This window comes from Sphingobium sp. WCS2017Hpa-17 (assembly GCF_031843765.1).
Lineage (GTDB): Bacteria > Pseudomonadota > Alphaproteobacteria > Sphingomonadales > Sphingomonadaceae > Sphingobium.
This window is the reverse complement of sequence record NZ_JAVTIV010000001.1, coordinates 372,695-389,503: the sequence shown is the minus strand read 5'-3', so window position 1 is coordinate 389,503 and position 16,809 is coordinate 372,695. Positions and strand designations below refer to the sequence as shown.

Sequence of the window (16,809 nt, the reverse complement as noted above, 5' to 3'; positions counted from 1 at the left end):
GGGGAGATGCCCCCCCCGCCTGCGCGGGGTTGACGATATTGGAAGGGCGCGCCTGGCCCCCCTCCACGCCATCTACCTGTCCTACTCCGCCCCCCTCTGCTATGCTTCCTCCATGCCGACGCCGCGCCCCTCCTCCCCCTCCCCCACCTCGCAACAATATTTCCAACGCCTGTTCCAAAATGTCGAAATCAGCGGGAAAAGTGCGAAGTTAAGCGCGGCTTTTCCACCATGACCGCCGCCCTCCTCGAGCGCTGGCGCCAGCATCTCAGCCTCGACCGCCGCCGTTCCATCCACACCGTGCGGGCCTATGTCGCCACGGCCGAACGCCTCATTGCCTTCCTTGCCGAACATCGGGGCGAGGCCGTCACCCCGGCGCTCCTCACCAGCCTCGATCAGGCGGACCTGCGCGCCTTCCTGTCCAGCCGGCGCGCGGACGGCATCGGCAACCTGTCCGCCGCGCGCGAGTTGTCCGCCGTGCGCGGCTTCCTGAATTTCGTCGGCGGCGACGATGCCCGCGTACCGCATCTCAAAGGCCCACGGGTCAAGCGTGGCCTCCCCCGCCCCGTCTCCCCCGACGAAGCGATCGCGCTGGCCGCCGACATCGCCGAAACCGCCCGCGACGGCTGGATCGGCGCGCGCGACTGGGCGGTGCTGCTGCTGCTCTATGGCGCGGGCCTGCGCATCGGGGAGGCGCTGGGGCTGCACGGCGATATCCTGCCGCTATCCGACACGCTGCGCGTCACCGGCAAGCGCAACAAAACCCGCATCGTGCCGCTGCTGCCGCAGGTGCGCGACGCGATCACCGCCTATCTCTCCTTAAGCCCCTATCCGCCCGCCCGCAACGAACCGCTGTTTCGCGGCGCGCGCGGCGGGCCGCTCTCTCCCGCGCTCATCCGCCGCGCGGTGCAGGGTGCGCGCGGGCGCCTCGGCCTGTCGGACCGCACCACGCCCCATGCGCTGCGCCACAGTTTCGCGACCCATTTGCTGGGGCGCGGCGCGGACCTGCGCTCCCTTCAGGAACTGCTCGGCCATGCCAGCCTGTCTTCGACCCAAATCTACACGCAAGTCGATGCTGCCCATCTGCTCGACATCTACCGCAACGCCCATCCCCGCGCCTGAAATCGCCTTATATCGGCCTTAATCCCCCGCCAGCCTGCGGCTGCCTCGACCCGAAGGGGAATGCGATGATGCTGCGTCTGATACTGGCTTTGCAGAGCGTGGGTGCGGCCGACATTCCCGCCGACTTCGACCTTCAGAAAGTCAAACCGTCCCCCGACGCAAACGCCATCGTCGTTACCGCCCGCCGCCAGAGCCAGCGGGTCGATAACGATCCTGATCCATTGAATACCGAACCACCGCTCGGCCGTGCGGAAATGGGGCTGTTCGGCAAAGTGAAGGGCAATGTCCATGTCGAAAGCCAGTCCATGGCCAACGGCACCACCTCCCAACGGGTCATGGTGGGGGTAAAGATCCCCTTCTAGCCCTTGGGCCGCCAGGTCGCGAGCCGCCACAGATAGATGAGCACCGCCCCGATGACGCAGGCGGTCGCGGCCGGGCCGACATAATGGTCGATGTTGCGGAAATTCTGCCCCAGCACATAGCCGGCATAGGCCAGGATGACGTTCCAGATCAGCGCGCCCCCGGTGGTCCACAACAGGAAGCGGACATGCCCCATGCGGAACAGCCCGGCGGGCAGCGATATCATCGTGCGGAACGCCGGCATGAAGCGGAAGACGAAAACGACGACCTGCCCATATTTGCCGAACAGCCGGTCCAGCGCCTCGACATCCCGCCATTCCAGCGTAGCCCAGCGGCCATAGCGATCAACCAGCGGCTTCAGCCGACCAAAGCCCAGCACATGGCCGACCAGATACCAGAAATAATTGCCGATGGTGGTGCCGATCGTGCCCGCCAGCAGCAGCCATTCCATCGCCATCCGCCCCTGCCCGACGCGGATGCCGCCAATCCCCATGATCAGTTCGGACGGGATCGGCGGAAAGACATTTTCGAGGATCATCAGCAGGAAGATCCCCCAATATCCGCCCGCATCGATCAGGCGGAGCACCCAATCGGTCATCGACCCCGCCTCTTCCCACACCCCGTCATCCCAGCGAAGGCTGGGATCTCACTTTTCTTACTCTTGTCGCCAGCAGAAGAGAGATGCCAGCTTTCGCTGGCATGACGGACGGCACACATCAGATCAAGCCGCCGCCCGTGCCGCCAATCGCGCGTCGATCGCATCCCAGATCAGGCCGCCCGTGTCGGTGCCGTCGAACGCATCGATCGACACGATCCCCGTCGGCGACGTCACGTTGATTTCCGTCAGCCATTCGCCGCCGATCACGTCGATCCCCACGAACAGCAACCCGCGCGCCTTCAATTCCGGGCCAAGCGCGGCGCAAATCTCGCGCTCCTTCTCCGTGAGCACGGTCTTCGCAGCCGATCCGCCCACGGCCAGGTTCGACCGGATTTCGCCCTTGCCCGGAATACGGTTCACCGCGCCCGCAACTTCGCCGTCGATCAGCACGATCCGCTTGTCGCCTTCCGCGACGCCGGGGATGAAGGCCTGCACCATGAAGGGTTCGACCCATGAGGCGTTGAACAGTTCCACGAGCGACGACAGGTTCGCCCCATTGCTGCCGACATGGAATACGGCCACGCCGCCATTGCCATAGAGCGGCTTCACCACGATCTCGCCATGCTCGACCAGGAACGCCTTCACCTGCGTCAGATCGCGGGTAATCATCGTCGGTGGCATGAAGCGCGCATAATCCAGCACGAACAGCTTTTCGGGCGCATTGCGGACGCTGGCCGGATCGTTCACCACCAGAGTCTCGTCCTGCACCCGCTCCAGCAGATGCGTGGCGGTGATGTAGCTGAGGTCGAAGGGCGGGTCCTGCCGCATCCACACGACATCGACGTCCCGACCCAGATCCAGCACTTCCCAGTCGCCGAACGCGAAATGGTCGCCCTGCACCTTCTGCACTTTCACCGGCCGCGCCTTCGCCAGCACGCGGCCATCGCGGAAGGTCAGGTCCGGCGCCAGATAATGATAGAGCTTATGCCCCCGCGCCTGCGCCGCCAGCATGATGTGAAAGGTCGAATCGCCCCCGATCTTGATCCCCTCCATCGGGTCCATCTGCACGGCAATGGTCAGGGGGTTGAGTATGGTCATGCGCGCGACTTCCTTCCATATCCGTTCGTGCTGAGTAGGAACTGAGCGAAGCCGAAGTCCCGTATCGAAGCACCATGCGGCACTCACCCTTCGATACGACCCTTCGACTACGCTCAGGGTCTACTCAGGGCGAACGGGGAGTGGGATCATCACCCCCCATGCCAGACGTTCGCCAGATGGCGTGGCGCGCGGCCCGGCGCAAGGAGGATGACGTCGATTCGCATATCGTCGCCCGGTTTCGCCAGATCATGCCACAATATTTCCGCCGCCGCTGCGACCCGCGCCAGCCGCCGCTCATCAATCGCCAGATCGAGGTCCGCCCCGCTCCCCCGCGCCTTCACCTCGACGAAGGCGATCATGCTGCCTCGCCGCGCGACCAGATCGACCTCGCCCGCCGGCGTCCGCATGCGGCGGCCCAGAATCTGCCAGCCTTTCAGGCGCAGCCACCAGGCGGCGATGCGTTCGCCCTGCCGCCCGCGCTTCTCCGCCTGTTGTTTGCTCATTCCTCGGCTTCCGCGGCCTTCAATTCCGTCGCCCGGTCGTAGAGCGTCCGCCGGTCCAGCCCCAGCTTCTTGGCGACCTCGCCCGCCGCCTTCGATACCGGCAACCGCGTCAGCGCCTCCAGCAAGGCCGCATCGGCATCCTCCGCGCTGGCCGGGGGCGCTTCTCCGGGCGGGCCGACGGTCACAACGATTTCCCCCTTGGGCGGCGCATCGGCGTAACGGGCGGACAATTCGGTCAGCGTCCCCGTCGCCGTCTCCTCGAACGTCTTGCTGATTTCCCGGCTCACTGCCGCCTCCCGGTCGCCCAGATGCGCGGCCATCGACGCCAGACTGTCCGACAGGCGCGGCCCGCTTTCATAGAAGACCAAAGTGGCCCGCAGCGCCGCCACCTCGTCCAGCACATCACCCCGTGCCTTCGCCTTGCTCGGCAAAAACCCCATGAACAGGAAACGGTCGGTCGGCAGGCCCGACAGCGTCAGCGCCGCGATCGCCGCACTGGGTCCGGGCAGGGTCGTGATCTTCCGCCCCGCCGCCCGCGCATCGCGCACCAGCTTATATCCCGGATCGGAAATCAGCGGCGTCCCCGCATCGGACAGCAAAGCCACCGATTCGCTCGCCATACGCTCGATCAGCCGTTGCCGCACATTTTCGGCGCTATGATCATGATAGGGGACCATCGGCCGGTCGGACCCGGCGTGGCGCAACAACCGCGCGCTCACCCGTGTATCTTCCACGGCGACCACATCGGCCAGCCGAAGTACCTCTGCGCCGCGCGGCGTAAGGTCACCAAGGTTGCCGATTGGCCCCGCAACGATATAAAGCCCGGGTTCAAGCCCTGAAGGTTCAGTTTCCATAAGGACGCCAGATGACAGAGACGGATGCCCCCCGGCAAGCAAACATGTTCGCCGCCGCAAAAAGGGGCGCACGGATCGCCTTCATGGGGGCGGCGCTGTTCCTGGCCGCCTGTCAGTCGATCGTGCCGAAGGGACCGGGACCAGTCGCGCCTACCGGTCCCGCCCAGCCGACCGGCCCGGAAGTGGTGCAGGGCCTGCCGACCGACACGGCCCGCCATCGCGTCGCTTTGCTGGTGCCGATGACCGGCACCAATGCGGGCGTGGGTCAGTCGATCGCCAACGCCACCACGCTGGCGCTGCTGGATACCAAGACCGATCGCGTCCGCATCACCACCTATGACACCGCGCTGGGCGCGGCGGCCGCCGTCAACAAGGCGCTGGCCGACGGCAACCGCCTGATCCTTGGCCCCCTGCTGGCGGAGGATGCCCGCATCATCGGGCCGATCGCGGCGCGCGCCAATGTGCCGGTCGTCAGCTTCTCCAACGATGCCAGCATCGCGGGCAGCGGCGTCTATGTGCTGGGCTACAACACCGCCCAGTCGATCGACCGCGTCGTCGATTATGCCAAGGGCAAGGGCCTGACCCGTTTCGGCGCGCTGGTGCCGCGCGGCGTCTATGGCGAACGGGCCGGCAACGCGATGCTGCGCGCGGTCGAGCAGGCCGGCGGTACCGTCGTGTCGATGCAGACCTTCGACCGATCGCCCGCCTCCATCACGGCAGCGGTGAAGAAATTGCAGGCTTCGTCCAGCTACGACGCTCTCCTGATCGCGGACAGCGGCCGTGTCGCGTTGCAGGTCGCCCCGATCGTGCGCAAAAATGGCGGTGCCACTGCGCGCCTGCTGGGCACCGAATTGTGGAATACCGACACCGCGCTCGCGGCAAGTCCCGTACTGCGTGGCGCCTGGTTCGCCAGCGTGTCGGACACGCTCTACCGCCAGCTCGCCAACAAATATCGCGCCCGCTACGGCAGCGCGCCCTTCCGCCTGTCCTCGCTCGGCTATGACTCGGTGCTGCTGACGGTCCGCATCGCGCAGGACTGGAAGCCCGGCACACCCTTCCCGGCGGCCCGCCTGCGCGATGCCGGCGGTTTCTCCGGCATCGACGGCGCCTTCCGCTTCAACCGCGCGGGTGTTGCCGAACGCGCGCTGGAAGTCGGCGAAGTCGGCGCCGGCGCCATCAGCGTGATCGACCCGGCCCCGCGCAGCTTCGGCGAGTAAGACTATCTTCCCCCGCAAGGGGGAGGATCAGCGAACCCGCCCCATCGGCAGGATCAGCGGCACATCCCCGTTCCGCTCGATCCGCGCGGTCACGCCATAGACGCGCGCCAGCATGTCGGGCGTCAGCACATCCATCGGCGCGCCGTCAGCCACCAGCGCGCCACCGTCCATCAGCAGCAGCCGGTCGCAATAGCGCGCCGCCATGCTGAGATCGTGCAACACCGTCACCACCAATGCCCCGCCCCGTGCCTCGGTCCGCAGCAGGTCCATCACGTCGATCTGATGCCCCGGATCGAGCGCAGCGAGCGGCTCGTCGGCGATCAGCGCCCGTGCACCCACCGCCAGCGCCCGCGCCAGCAGCACCCGCGCCCGTTCTCCGCCGGACAATTCGGTCGCGACCCGGCCCTTCAGGTGCAGCACATCGGCCCGCGCCATCGCCGCCTCGACCAAGGCCTCATCCTCCGCCGACAGGCGCGACAGCGGCCCCAGATGCGGCAACCGCCCCAGCGCGACCAGCCGCTCGACACCCAGCGGCCAGTGCAGCGTCTGGCCCTGCGGCAGATAGGCGACCGACCGCGCGATCGTCTGCCGGTCCAGCCCGACGATATCGCGCCCATCGATCCGCACCTGCCCAGCCTCCGGCTTCGCCAGCCCCAGCAGCGCCCGGATCAACGTCGACTTGCCCGCGCCATTGGGGCCGATCACACCCACCAGCGTCCCCGGCGTCATCGTCACGCTAACGTCCCGTACCGCTGCATGGCGCCCCAGCCGCACCGACAGCCCGTCCGCAACGATCGTCACCATAGCCGCCGCTCCCGCATCAGATGGACAAGAAAGACCGGCACGCCCAGCAAGGCCGTCACCACCCCCAGCTTGAGTTCATTGGTGGTCGGGATCAGCCGCACACCGACATCCGCCAGCGTCAGCAACGCCGCCCCGCCCAGCAGCGACGGCAACAGCACGGCCGATGGCGACCGGTCGGTCAGCGGCCGGACCAGATGCGGCACGATCAGGCCGACAAAGCCGATCGCGCCCGACACCGCCACCGCGCCGCCCACGCCGATCGCCACGCCCAGCATCATCCGCACCCGCGCCGCGGTCAGGTTCACGCCCAGCGCCTGCGCGCCTTCCTCCCCCAACGTCAGCGCATCCAGCGTCCGCCCGTCCGCGACCAGCAAGGCCACCCCCACCGCCACGCAGGGCAGCGCGATCCAGACATGGCCATAGCTGCGATTTTCCAGGCTCCCCATCAGCCAGCTCATAATCTCCATCGCGGCGAAGGGATTGGGCGACAGGTTGAGCGCCAGGCTGGTCCCCGCCGTCGTCAACGTCGCCATGGCGATCCCCGCCAGGATCAGCGTCAGCGGGCTTTCCGCCGATCCCGACAGCAGGAACAGGATCAGGATGGCGGCCATTCCCGCCGCGATCGCCAGCGCAGGCAGCGCCAGCGGATGCAGTTCCGCCAGCCCGAAATAGAGCGCGCACACCGCGCCCAGCGCCGCTGCATTGGACGCGCCCAGCACGCCCGGCTCAGCCAGCGGATTGCGCAGATAGCCCTGCAACGCTGCGCCGCCCACCCCCAGCATCGCGCCGACGATCAGGCCCAGCAGCATACGCGGCAGCCGCAGGTCCAGGATGATGGCCCGCGCCACAGCATCGCCGCCGCCCGTCAGCACCGCGCCGATTCGCGCCGGGCTGATCGGCACCGCGCCTAGCAGGATGGAGGCAAAGGCCGCAGCGGCCACCAGCAGCGACAGGCCGGGAATCAATAAGGAATGATAACGGCGCGCGCTCATGGCTTGCCTCCTTGCCTGCGCTTGATAAGGCGATGGGGATGATCGGCAGGATGATGTTCGCGGCGCTCGGCGCCTTCGCGCTGACCGGCGCGGCCGCACCTACGCAACATCCTCGGCGCATCGTGTCGCTCAACGTCTGCGCCGATCAATATCTGCTCGCTCTGGCCGATCCGGGGCAGGTCGCCGCGCTCAGCAGCAACGCCCGCGACCCGTCCCTGTCGGCGGCGGCGGACAAGGTGCGCGGCCTGCGCACGCTGCGCCGCCCTTCGGAGGAAGTGCTGGCGATCCAGCCGGACCTGATCCTGGGCTTCCCGATCGGCGAGAATAAGGTCGCTGGAGTTCCACCGGGCAACTGGCGCACGCTCGGCCTGGCCAGCGCGGAAAGCTATGGCGCTATCCTCGACCAGATCCGGCAGGTCGCGCGCGCCATCGGTCATGTCGATCGGGGAGAGGCGCTGATCGCGCGCATGAACCGCGACCTCGCCACTCTGCCGCGCTCCACGCGCGCTGGCGTCGCGGCCTATTATCAGCGGCGCGGCTATATGACCGGCACCGGCACGCTGATCGACGATCTCATGCACCGCGCCGGTCTCACCAATCTCGCCGCCCGGCTCGGCAAGCCCGCGTTGGCGCAGGTATCGCTGGAGGAAATGGTCGCCGCCCGCCCCGACTGGCTGATCGTGGAAAGCGCGACCGACCGGGTGGTCGATCAGGGCACGGAGATGCTGCACCATCCCGCGCTGCGCACCATCCCGCGCATCAGCCTGCCGCAAAGCTGGACCGTCTGCGGCGGCCCCGCCTATGTGCAGGCGGCAAAGGCCATCACGGCGCGCCTGAACGCGCCGCGCTGACCCCGGCCAGCAGTCCTCAGAAGCGAACACGCACGCCGCCATAGGCAGCGCGACCATAGGTGCCATAACCATAGGCCGTCTGGTAATTCTCATCGGTCAGATTGTCGACGCGACCATAGACTTCCAGATGTTCGCCCACAGGGAAGGACGCGCGCACGCCGGCCAGCGCATAGCCGTCGAGCCGGCGGGTGTTCGCTGCATTGTCGAAACTGTCGCCGACCATCGTGATGGTCGCACCGGTGGACAGGCCGAACGGCCAGACATAGTCGGCCGACACGCTCACCGCATCGGCGGCACGGCGGGCCAGACGGTTGCCGAAATTGGCCGATCCGGCCGACCGGTCGCGCGCATCGACATAGCTGTAGGCGGCGGTCACGGTCAGCGCATCCACCGGCTTCAGCGCGATCGACGCTTCCACGCCCTTGGCGCGGGTGCGGTCGATATTATTGTATCGGCCGAACGGCGGCAACGAAGCATCATAATTGATCTGATCAGTCGTATCGCGCCGGAAAGCCGTAACCGACAATGTGGCCCGCCCATCGTCCAGCATCTGGTCAAAGCCAATATCATAGCTTTTCGACCGCTCTGGACGCAGCGCTGCATTGCCATAGTCACTGTACAACTGGAACAGCGACGGCGCCTTGAATCCCTCGCCATAGCTCAGCCGCACATTGGTCGCGCCGCCATTGGGCGAATAATTGGCGTTGGCGCCGACGGTGGTCGCGCCACCGAACTGGCTATGATCGTCATGGCGCAGACCGCCGGTAACGGCGAGGCCGGTGAAGGGCTTCACGATCGCCAGCGCATAGACGCTGTCGATGTTGATCTTCACGCTCGTCGTGCTAAAGGCGTCGTAATAATCATAGTCCGGCCGCTCATGCTCGTAACCGAAGACCAGCTTGGCCTGATCGACCGGCGCATAGACGCCTTCATATTCGAAGCGCAAATTGGTGCCGCTATAGCCATAATCGACCGCCGCGCCGCGCGCCGAATAATAGTCGCGATCGTTACGCATCCAGGTGACGGCCGCCCGATTGGTCAGCTTGCCATCCAGCAGCGCCAGATTGATACCGGCATAGCCGACATATTGGTCGGAAATCGCGACTTCGGGCGTATCGGCCAGCACATAGGTCGGCGCGGGGAAGCCATCCACGTCCAGATCTGCATGGATATAGTAACCGCGCAGGTCGAGGCTCAAATTATCCGAGAAGGTCAGCTTCAACCGAGCGTTCGCGGCAATATTCTCAGTACCGTCCCGCTCCGTGCCATTGGCCGCCGACGAGATGCCATCGGTGCGGAAATAGGCCGCGCCGATGCCGCCCGACGCGATGCCGGCGGTGCCGGACACGTCCGCCTTGGCGCTGAACGTATCGCTATAGCCATATTCGGCCGAAGCATTGGCGCCGAAGCCCTCGGCCGGCACGCCGGTCATGATGTTGACCACGCCGCCGATCGCCTGGCTGCCATGCACCACCGAGTTGGACCCGCGCAGCACCTCGATCCGGCGGATATTGCCGGTCAGCAGCGGTCCGAAATCATACCCGTCGCCAATGCCGCTGGGATCGTTGACCTTCACCCCATCGATCAGCACCAGCGTCTGCGTCGTTTCCGCGCCGCGCAGCGACACGCCTGTCTGCGCGCCGACGGTGCCGTTGCGGTTGAACCGCACGCCCGGCGTCGTCGCCAGCAGGTCGACCACGTCGATCGCCTGCCGCGTCCTGATCGTGTCCGCGTCGATGATCGTGATCGCCTGTCCGACCTCGTCACGCGACTGCTCGATGCCAGCAGCGGTCACAACGATCTCGTCATCCGTCTGCGCAAAGGCGGAATTCGCGGCCATCAAAGCCACGAGCGAAAGTCCATATTTCAACATTTATTGCCCCTACAGCGTCAAAGCGACGTCGGCAGGGGCGTCCGCCCGAAAGCGGTCGGGTGTTGGAGGGATGACGCCATATCCCGTCCGCAGCCCGATGCGGCCCCGGCCGCATGGCGTCGCTCGACGGAAAAACCACCGTGCCCCGACCATCCCCTGGACCAAAGCAAAAGCGACCAAGCGCCGGCCGGTCTCCTGGCTCGCGGGTCACAGCATGATGCACACCTTCCCGGATTGCTCCAGTGGCTGCCCTTTTGGGGCCAGTGCATCGCGCTATCCGCTTACAGTTGCAGGGACAGCCGTGGATTAAGGCGCTTGTGACGCCCGCACCACATTCCCGATTAACCCGTTTCCGGGCACCGGCGCGATCATGTTGCAGGAAAGCCAAGCCTCCCCACGCCGCGCGCCATAAGGGAAAGCGGGGACGCTGCCAAGCGGGCGCCGGTTTAGATCCTGCCGCTGTGTCCCCGTTGCAACAGCGCGTCGGATCGCGCCAGCACGACCAGCGGCAATCCCGCCGCCTCGGCCCGTTCCGCCGCCAGTCGGGTCGGCGCGGAGATAGTGACCAGCAGCGGGCAATCGGCCAGCACCGCCTTCTCCACCAGTTCATAGGAGCAACGCGAAGACAGCAGCGCAAAACCGCCGTCCCAGTCCGCACCCATCCGCGCCATCGCCCCGATCAGCTTATCGAACGCATTGTGCCGCCCGACATCCTCCCGCGCCAGCCGGATCGCGCCGTCCGCGCCGACCCAGGCCGCCGCATGCGCCGCGCCGGTCGCGCCATTCAACGGCTGATGTTCGCGTAAGCCATCCAGCGCGCGGAATATGGCCGCCCGGTCCGCCCGCGACGTTGCGGTCACATGCGGCAAAGGCCGGATCGCCTGCTCCAGATTCTCGATCCCGCACAGCCCGCAGGAGGAATCCGACGCGCGATACCGCACCCGCTCCAGCAGCCCATCGGTGCGATGCGGCGGCAATGTCGCGCGGGCGATGATCCCTGCGCCCGTATCATGCACATCGACGTCCAGCAGCGCATCGTCCCGGCCGACCAGCCGTTCGGCCAGGCTGAATCCCTGTACCAGATCGCCGATATCGGTCGGCGTCGCCATCAGCACGGCATAGCCCGCGCCATTATATTCGATCGCGACCGGCACTTCCTGCGCCAGCGGCCGATCGACCACCTGCGTCGCGCCATCGGGCGTCAGGCGATCGAATGTCAGGGGGCTGGCGGCGGCATCATCCATGATCACGGCCTAGCGGCAGACGGCATCCCGCTCAACCAGCGTCGCAATGCCCCGCCTCATCCACCGCATTGAACTGCGCCGCATCGACATCGGGGGCCGGCCTGCCCTGCGCCATCCGGGCCACGGCGGCGGCAACCATCGGCGAAAGCCGTTCAGGCTGCTCCTTCGCCATGGCGACAATCTGTGCCTTCATCCGCGGATCCCAGAAGCGGGTCAGATGTTCGGCGAGCGCTTCCGTCGCCTTCTCTTCGCCCATCATCGCCATGTTGCGGGCGATCTGGTGCGCCATATAGACGAGCCGGTCCGTGGTGGACATGGCATGACTGTCCTCACTCATATGCCCCGCCTATTCCGCCGCTTCCAGTGGCGCGATGCGGCGACTATTGCGCGCCTGCTGCGCATAATCCTGTTGCCAGTCGCTCGGACCGTTGGACGCCATCACCTGCACCGCTGTCACCTTATATTCGGGGCAATTGGTGGCCCAGTCCGAATAGTCGGTGGTGATGACATTGGCCTGCGTTTCGGGATGGTGGAAGGTCGTATAGACCACGCCCGGCGCCACCCTTTCGGTCACCAGCACCCGCAGCGTCGTCTCTCCCGCCCGGCTGCGCAGCGTCACCCAGTCGCCATCCTTCAGGCCCCGGTTGTCGGCATCGCTCGGGTGCATTTCCAGCCGGTCCTCCGGATGCCAGGCAGTATTGGCCGTCCGCCGCGTCTGCGCGCCGACATTATAATGGGACAATATACGCCCGGTGGTCAGGAGCAACGGGAAGCGCGGCCCGGTCTTCTCGTCGGTCGGCACATAGTCGGTGACGACGAATTTGCCCTTCCCCCGGACGAAGCCGTCAATGTGCATGGTCGGCGTGCCGTCCGGCGCGGCGTCATTGGCCGGCCATTGCAGCGATCCTTCCGCCTCCAGCCGGTCATAATGCACGCCGGCAAAGGTCGGCGTGAGCGCCGCAATCTCATCCATGATCTGCGACGGATGGCTATAATGCCAGTCCAGCCCCATGGCCTGCGCCACCAGCTGCACGATCTCCCAGTCCGCATAGCCATTGAGCGGCGCCATCACCTTGCGCACGCGCTGGATGCGCCGCTCGGCATTGGTGAAGGTGCCATCCTTCTCCAGAAAGGTCGATCCGGGCAGGAAGATATGCGCATAATTCGCGGTTTCGTTGAGGAACAGATCCTGCACCACCACGCATTCCATCGCCGCCAGCCCCGCCGCGACATGGTGCGTATTGGGGTCGGACTGGAGAATATCCTCACCCTGCACGAACAGCCCCTTGAACGTGCCATCGGTCGCGGCGTCCAGCATATTGGGGATGCGCAGCCCCGGTTCCGCGTCCAGCGCAACGCCCCATGTCCGCTCGAACAGCCCGCGCGTGACATCGTCCGACACATGGCGATAACCGCTGAACTCATGCGGGAAGCTGCCCATGTCGCAGGCACCCTGCACATTATTCTGCCCCCGCAGCGGGTTCACGCCCACGCCTTCGCGCCCGACATTGCCTGTCGCCATCGCGAGGTTGGCGATGGCCATGACGGTCGAGGAGCCTTGGCTATGTTCGGTGACGCCCAGCCCATAATAGATCGCGCCATTGCCCCCGGTGGCATAGAGCCGCGCGGCCGCCCGCACATCCTGCGCCTTCACGCCCGTCAGCGGCTCGATCGCCTCGGGCGAGCGCGCGGGTTCCGACACGAACTCCGCCCAGTCCTGGAACTCGTCCCAGTCGCACCGTTCCCGGATGAAGGCTTCGTCATATAGCTTCTCGGTCACGACCACATGGGCGATCGCCGTCAGCATCGCGACATTGGTGCCGGGCCGCAGCGGCAGATGATGTTCCGCCGCAATGTGAGGCGACTGGACCAGATCGGTGCGGCGCGGATCGATGACGATCAGCTTCGCGCCCTGCCGCAGCCTTTTCTTCATGCGGCTGGCGAACACCGGATGGCCATCGGTCGGATTGGCACCGATGACGAGGATGACGTCCGCCTGCATCACGCTGTCGAAATCCTGCGTCCCCGCCGACGTGCCGAAGGTCTGGCTCAGGCCATAGCCGGTCGGCGAGTGGCAGACGCGCGCGCAGGTATCGACATTATTATTGCCGAACCCCTGCCGGATCAATTTTTGAACCAGAAAGGTTTCTTCGTTGGTGCAGCGGCTCGACGTGATCCCACCGATCGAGCGGGTGCCATATCTCCTCTGTATCCGCCGGAACTCGCTCGCGGTATGGGCGATCGCCTCGTCCCACGACACTTCGCGCCACGGTTCGCTCACCGACGCGCGGATCATAGGATTGAGGATACGGTCCTGATGCTGGGCATAGCCCCAGGCGAAGCGCCCCTTGACGCAGCTATGACCGCGATTGGCCTTGCCGTCCTTCCACGGCACCATCCGCACCAGTTCTTCGCCCCGCATTTCCGCGCGGAAGGTGCAACCAACCCCGCAATAGGCGCAGGTGGTGACGACGGCGCGGTCGGGCGTGCCCGTCTCCACCACCTTCTTCTCAATCAGCGACGCGGTCGGACAGGCCTGCACGCACGCCCCGCAGGACACGCATTCCGACCCCAGAAAATCCTCGCCCTGCGACGGCGAAACCTTAGACTCGAACCCTTTACTCTCGATCGTCAGCGCGAAGGTGCCCTGCACCTCCTCGCACGCCCGCACGCAGCGCGAACAGACGATGCACTTGCTGGGATCGAAATCGAAATAGGGGTTCGACTGGTCCTTCGCCTGCCCCATATTGGTCGCGCCATCATAGCCATAGCGCACATCGCGGAGGCCCACGGCCCCGGCCTGATCCTGCAATTCGCAGTCACCATTGGCGCCGCAGGTCAGGCAATCGAGCGGATGATCGGAAATATAGAGCTCCATCACCCCGCGCCGCAGCTGTTTCAGCCGGTCGGTCTGGGTGCGCACCACCATGCCTTCGGCGACCGGCGTGGTGCAGGATGCGGGATAGCCGTTGCGCCCCTCCACCTCGACCAGACAGAGACGGCAGGAACCGAAACTCTCGACACTGTCGGTGGCGCAGAGTTTCGGTATGGAACCGCCCAGCAAGGACGCCGCGCGCATGATGCTGGTGCCTTCGGGCAAGGTCACGCTCTGCCCATCAATGGTCAGGGTGACGCTCTTGCCGGTGGCGAGCGCGGGCGGCGTGCCATGGTCGGTTTCGCGGGAAAAGCTCATTCCGCGGCCTCCTTCACGGGCGCATCCGCGCCGAAATCCTCAGGAAAATAGTCGAGCGCGCTCAGCACCGGATAGGGTGTGAAGCCCCCCAGCGCGCAGAGCGACCCATATTTCATCGTATCGGCCAGATCGCGCAAAAGACTGGTCTGCGCGTCAATCGACACGTCGATCCGATCGGGAGAGCGGGAATAGAGCGCCTTGCCCAACACCCCGTCATCCCAGCGAAGGCTGGGATCTCTCTTTTCTTCAGCTCCCGGCCGCGCCCCGATAATCCGATCCATGATCTCCACCCCGCGCGTCGATCCGATCCGGCAGGGCGTACATTTGCCGCAGCTTTCCGCAGCACAAAATTCCATCGCAAAACGCGCCATATGCGCCATGTCGACACTATCGTCGAACACCGTGATACCCGCATGACCAATCAGCCCGCCCGCCTGCGCGAACGCCTCATAGTCGAAAGGCAGATGAAACATGCTCGGCGGAAAATAGGCGCCCAGCGGCCCGCCCACCTGCACCGCGCGCACCGGCCGGCCACTCGCCGTGCCGCCGCCAATCGCGTTTACCAGTTCGCCCAGCGTGATGCCGAAACCGATCTCGTACAGCCCGCCATGCCGCACATTGCCAGCCAGTTGCACCGGCATCGTCCCGCGCGACCGGCCGAAACCAACCGCCGCATAGGCATCCGCCCCCTCGGCCATGATGAACGGCACCGCCGCCAGCGACAGCACATTGTTGATGACGGTCGGCCGGCCGAACAGCCCCTGCAAGGCCGGCAGCGGCGGCTTGGCGCGCACCTGCCCACGCTTGCCCTCGATACTGTCGAGCAGCGCCGTCTCCTCGCCGCAGACATAGGCGCCCGCGCCCTCGCGCACCTCCAGCACGAACGGCGCGACCAGATGCGCCGACGCCTCGATCGCCGCCCGCATCGTCGCGATGCAGAACGGATATTCGGACCGGATATAGATATAGCCATGGCCCGCGCCGACTACATGGGCGGCGATCGCCATACCCTCGATCAGGCAGAAGGGGTCGCCCTCCATCAGCATCCGGTCGGCAAAGGTGCCGCTATCGCCCTCGTCGGCGTTGCAGACGATATATTTGTCGCCAGCGGGCGCATCCAGCACCGTCTGCCACTTGATCCCGGTGGGAAAGCCCGCTCCGCCCCGCCCGCGCAGGCCCGACGCCTTGACCGCATCGACCACCTGTTGCGGGGACAACGCCCGCGCCTTCTCCAGCCCCAGCCAGCCGCCATGCGCGGCATAGTCGGAGAGGTCGACCGGATCGATGACGCCACAGCGGGCAAAGGTGAAACGCTGCTGCCCCACAAAGAAAAGCAGATCCGCGATCCGACCCAACCGATTGGCGTGACTGCCATCCAGCACCGCCGCCACATCCTCCGGCCCGACCGGCCCGAACCCGATCCGCCCTGCCTCCGTCTCCACCTCGACCAGAGGCTCGATGCTAAACAACCCACGCGATCCGGTGCGCACCACCTGGCACCCCGCCTCGGCAAAGGCACGCGCCACATCGTCCGCGCCCAGCGCCACTGATGCCATATCGCGGCTGATGAAGACCCGGCTCATGCCGCCACCTCCAGCGCGATCCGCTCCAGCGCCGCCGCATCGATCCGCGCCACTGGCCGCCCGTCGACCAGCGCATTGGGGCCGATTGCGCACAGGCCCAGGCAATAGACCGGCTCCAGCGCCACCTGCCCGTCGGCCCGCACCTCGCCCATCGCCACGCCCAGCCTTTGCGCCGCTGCCGCCTCGATCGCCGCGCCACCGCGCGCCTTACAGCTTTCCGCCCGGCACAGCTTCACCACATGCCGCCCCGGCGCGGTACGGCGAAAATCATGGTAGAAAGTGATGACGCCATGCACATCGGCCCGGCTGAGGTTCAGCGCCTTGGCGATCGCCGGGACCAGCGCATCATCGATATAGCCCGCCTCTTCCTGCATCGCATGGAGCAACGGCAACAGCCGGTCGCGCGTCGCGCCATGGCGCGCGGTCCACTCCGTGACAAAATCTTCCATCTCTACCCTTGCCTTCTGGCCTGCCTTTTGCGGCTGATTTTGCGCATGATCCTGCGCGCGCGCCGGGTCAG

Annotated in this window: 16 protein-coding genes and 1 riboswitch; of the genes, 4 read left to right on the top strand and 12 right to left on the bottom strand. The window is 66.0% G+C overall.

Annotated features, from left to right (window positions below):
• Nucleotides 1-228 precede the first annotated feature (228 nt).
• Together RQH62_RS01770 and RQH62_RS01765 are read left to right on the top strand one after the other, a co-directional pair.
• The gene (locus tag RQH62_RS01770) at nt 229-1,119 is read left to right on the top strand and encodes a tyrosine recombinase XerC (RefSeq protein WP_311267019.1); all 891 of its coding nucleotides are present in this window, start codon (nt 229-231) and stop codon (nt 1,117-1,119) included.
• A 65-nt stretch (nt 1,120-1,184) separates the two neighbouring features.
• Nucleotides 1,185-1,481, top strand: coding sequence for a hypothetical protein (locus tag RQH62_RS01765; protein WP_311267018.1), 297 nt, complete (start codon nt 1,185-1,187; stop codon nt 1,479-1,481).
• Here the strand turns inward: RQH62_RS01765 and RQH62_RS01760 are convergent.
• From RQH62_RS01760 to rsmI, 4 genes are all read right to left on the bottom strand, one after another.
• Nucleotides 1,478-2,077, bottom strand: coding sequence for a DedA family protein (locus RQH62_RS01760; RefSeq protein ID WP_311267017.1), 600 nt, complete (start codon nt 2,075-2,077; stop codon nt 1,478-1,480). The genes RQH62_RS01765 and RQH62_RS01760 overlap by 4 nt on opposite strands.
• 123 nt (nt 2,078-2,200) lie before the next feature.
• Nucleotides 2,201-3,175 (bottom strand): glutathione synthase, encoded by a 975-nt coding sequence (gene gshB, locus RQH62_RS01755; RefSeq protein ID WP_311267016.1) that lies wholly within the window; start codon nt 3,173-3,175, stop codon nt 2,201-2,203.
• Nucleotides 3,176-3,324: 149 nt separating this feature from the next.
• On the bottom strand, nt 3,325-3,678 hold the full coding sequence (locus RQH62_RS01750; protein ID WP_311267015.1) for a YraN family protein: 354 nt from the start codon (nt 3,676-3,678) through the stop codon (nt 3,325-3,327).
• Nucleotides 3,675-4,532 (bottom strand): 16S rRNA (cytidine(1402)-2'-O)-methyltransferase, encoded by an 858-nt coding sequence (gene rsmI / locus RQH62_RS01745; RefSeq protein ID WP_311267014.1) that lies wholly within the window; start codon nt 4,530-4,532, stop codon nt 3,675-3,677. Before rsmI ends, RQH62_RS01750 begins: the two co-directional genes overlap by 4 nt.
• Before the next feature lie 11 nt (nt 4,533-4,543).
• On the opposite strand from rsmI, the gene RQH62_RS01740 reads away from it, so the two are divergent.
• Complete coding sequence (locus tag RQH62_RS01740; RefSeq protein WP_405053500.1) at nt 4,544-5,749, top strand: penicillin-binding protein activator; 1,206 nt, start codon at nt 4,544-4,546, stop codon at nt 5,747-5,749.
• A 27-nt stretch (nt 5,750-5,776) separates the two neighbouring features.
• On the opposite strand, the gene RQH62_RS01735 is transcribed toward RQH62_RS01740, so the two are convergent.
• On the bottom strand, nt 5,777-6,553 hold the full coding sequence (locus tag RQH62_RS01735; RefSeq protein WP_311267013.1) for an ABC transporter ATP-binding protein: 777 nt from the start codon (nt 6,551-6,553) through the stop codon (nt 5,777-5,779).
• Nucleotides 6,547-7,545, bottom strand: a complete 999-nt coding sequence (locus RQH62_RS01730; RefSeq protein WP_311267012.1) for an iron ABC transporter permease — start codon at nt 7,543-7,545, stop codon at nt 6,547-6,549. Before RQH62_RS01730 ends, RQH62_RS01735 begins: the two co-directional genes overlap by 7 nt.
• A 38-nt stretch (nt 7,546-7,583) precedes the next feature.
• On the opposite strand from RQH62_RS01730, the gene RQH62_RS01725 reads away from it, so the two are divergent.
• Entirely contained in the window at nt 7,584-8,396 is an 813-nt protein-coding gene (locus RQH62_RS01725; RefSeq protein ID WP_311267011.1) for an ABC transporter substrate-binding protein, read from the top strand.
• A 16-nt stretch (nt 8,397-8,412) separates the two neighbouring features.
• On the opposite strand, the gene RQH62_RS01720 is transcribed toward RQH62_RS01725, so the two are convergent.
• The 6 genes from RQH62_RS01720 to RQH62_RS01695 all read right to left on the bottom strand — a co-directional run bounded on the left by RQH62_RS01720 (nt 8,413) and on the right by RQH62_RS01695 (nt 16,738).
• On the bottom strand, nt 8,413-10,269 hold the full coding sequence (locus RQH62_RS01720) for a TonB-dependent receptor domain-containing protein (RefSeq protein ID WP_311267010.1): 1,857 nt from the start codon (nt 10,267-10,269) through the stop codon (nt 8,413-8,415).
• 167 nt (nt 10,270-10,436) lie between these two features.
• Nucleotides 10,437-10,648: riboswitch (cobalamin riboswitch) on the bottom strand.
• Between the two features lie 67 nt (nt 10,649-10,715).
• On the bottom strand, nt 10,716-11,513 hold the full coding sequence (gene fdhD / locus RQH62_RS01715) for a formate dehydrogenase accessory sulfurtransferase FdhD (RefSeq protein ID WP_311267009.1): 798 nt from the start codon (nt 11,511-11,513) through the stop codon (nt 10,716-10,718).
• Nucleotides 11,514-11,544: 31 nt separating this feature from the next.
• Nucleotides 11,545-11,850, bottom strand: a complete 306-nt coding sequence (locus tag RQH62_RS01710; protein ID WP_311267008.1) for a formate dehydrogenase subunit delta — start codon at nt 11,848-11,850, stop codon at nt 11,545-11,547.
• Between the two features lie 9 nt (nt 11,851-11,859).
• The gene (fdhF, locus tag RQH62_RS01705; RefSeq protein WP_311267007.1) at nt 11,860-14,706 is read right to left on the bottom strand and encodes a formate dehydrogenase subunit alpha; all 2,847 of its coding nucleotides are present in this window, start codon (nt 14,704-14,706) and stop codon (nt 11,860-11,862) included.
• Complete coding sequence (locus RQH62_RS01700) at nt 14,703-16,289, bottom strand: NADH-ubiquinone oxidoreductase-F iron-sulfur binding region domain-containing protein (protein ID WP_311267006.1); 1,587 nt, start codon at nt 16,287-16,289, stop codon at nt 14,703-14,705. Before RQH62_RS01700 ends, fdhF begins: the two co-directional genes overlap by 4 nt.
• Nucleotides 16,286-16,738: an NAD(P)H-dependent oxidoreductase subunit E gene (locus tag RQH62_RS01695; protein WP_311267005.1), complete on the bottom strand. Its 453-nt coding sequence runs from the start codon at nt 16,736-16,738 to the stop codon at nt 16,286-16,288. Before RQH62_RS01695 ends, RQH62_RS01700 begins: the two co-directional genes overlap by 4 nt.
• Nucleotides 16,739-16,809 lie beyond the last annotated feature (71 nt).

What these genes read in the sequence shown, in the direction of transcription:
- RQH62_RS01770 (WP_311267019.1), top strand. Translation starts at nt 229, where the DNA reads ATGACCGCCGCCCTCCTCGAGCGCTGGCGCCAGCATCTCAGCCTCGAC.
- RQH62_RS01765 (WP_311267018.1), top strand. Translation starts at nt 1,185, where the DNA reads ATGATGCTGCGTCTGATACTGGCTTTGCAGAGCGTGGGTGCGGCCGAC.
- RQH62_RS01760 (WP_311267017.1), bottom strand. Translation starts at nt 2,077, where the DNA reads ATGACCGATTGGGTGCTCCGCCTGATCGATGCGGGCGGATATTGGGGG.
- gshB (WP_311267016.1), bottom strand. Translation starts at nt 3,175, where the DNA reads ATGACCATACTCAACCCCCTGACCATTGCCGTGCAGATGGACCCGATG.
- RQH62_RS01750 (WP_311267015.1), bottom strand. Translation starts at nt 3,678, where the DNA reads ATGAGCAAACAACAGGCGGAGAAGCGCGGGCGGCAGGGCGAACGCATC.
- rsmI (WP_311267014.1), bottom strand. Translation starts at nt 4,532, where the DNA reads ATGGAAACTGAACCTTCAGGGCTTGAACCCGGGCTTTATATCGTTGCG.
- RQH62_RS01740 (WP_405053500.1), top strand. Translation starts at nt 4,544, where the DNA reads ATGACAGAGACGGATGCCCCCCGGCAAGCAAACATGTTCGCCGCCGCA.
- RQH62_RS01735 (WP_311267013.1), bottom strand. Translation starts at nt 6,553, where the DNA reads ATGGTGACGATCGTTGCGGACGGGCTGTCGGTGCGGCTGGGGCGCCAT.
- RQH62_RS01730 (WP_311267012.1), bottom strand. Translation starts at nt 7,545, where the DNA reads ATGAGCGCGCGCCGTTATCATTCCTTATTGATTCCCGGCCTGTCGCTG.
- RQH62_RS01725 (WP_311267011.1), top strand. Translation starts at nt 7,584, where the DNA reads ATGATCGGCAGGATGATGTTCGCGGCGCTCGGCGCCTTCGCGCTGACC.
- RQH62_RS01720 (WP_311267010.1), bottom strand. Translation starts at nt 10,269, where the DNA reads ATGTTGAAATATGGACTTTCGCTCGTGGCTTTGATGGCCGCGAATTCC.
- fdhD (WP_311267009.1), bottom strand. Translation starts at nt 11,513, where the DNA reads ATGGATGATGCCGCCGCCAGCCCCCTGACATTCGATCGCCTGACGCCC.
- RQH62_RS01710 (WP_311267008.1), bottom strand. Translation starts at nt 11,850, where the DNA reads ATGAGTGAGGACAGTCATGCCATGTCCACCACGGACCGGCTCGTCTAT.
- fdhF (WP_311267007.1), bottom strand. Translation starts at nt 14,706, where the DNA reads ATGAGCTTTTCCCGCGAAACCGACCATGGCACGCCGCCCGCGCTCGCC.
- RQH62_RS01700 (WP_311267006.1), bottom strand. Translation starts at nt 16,289, where the DNA reads ATGAGCCGGGTCTTCATCAGCCGCGATATGGCATCAGTGGCGCTGGGC.
- RQH62_RS01695 (WP_311267005.1), bottom strand. Translation starts at nt 16,738, where the DNA reads ATGGAAGATTTTGTCACGGAGTGGACCGCGCGCCATGGCGCGACGCGC.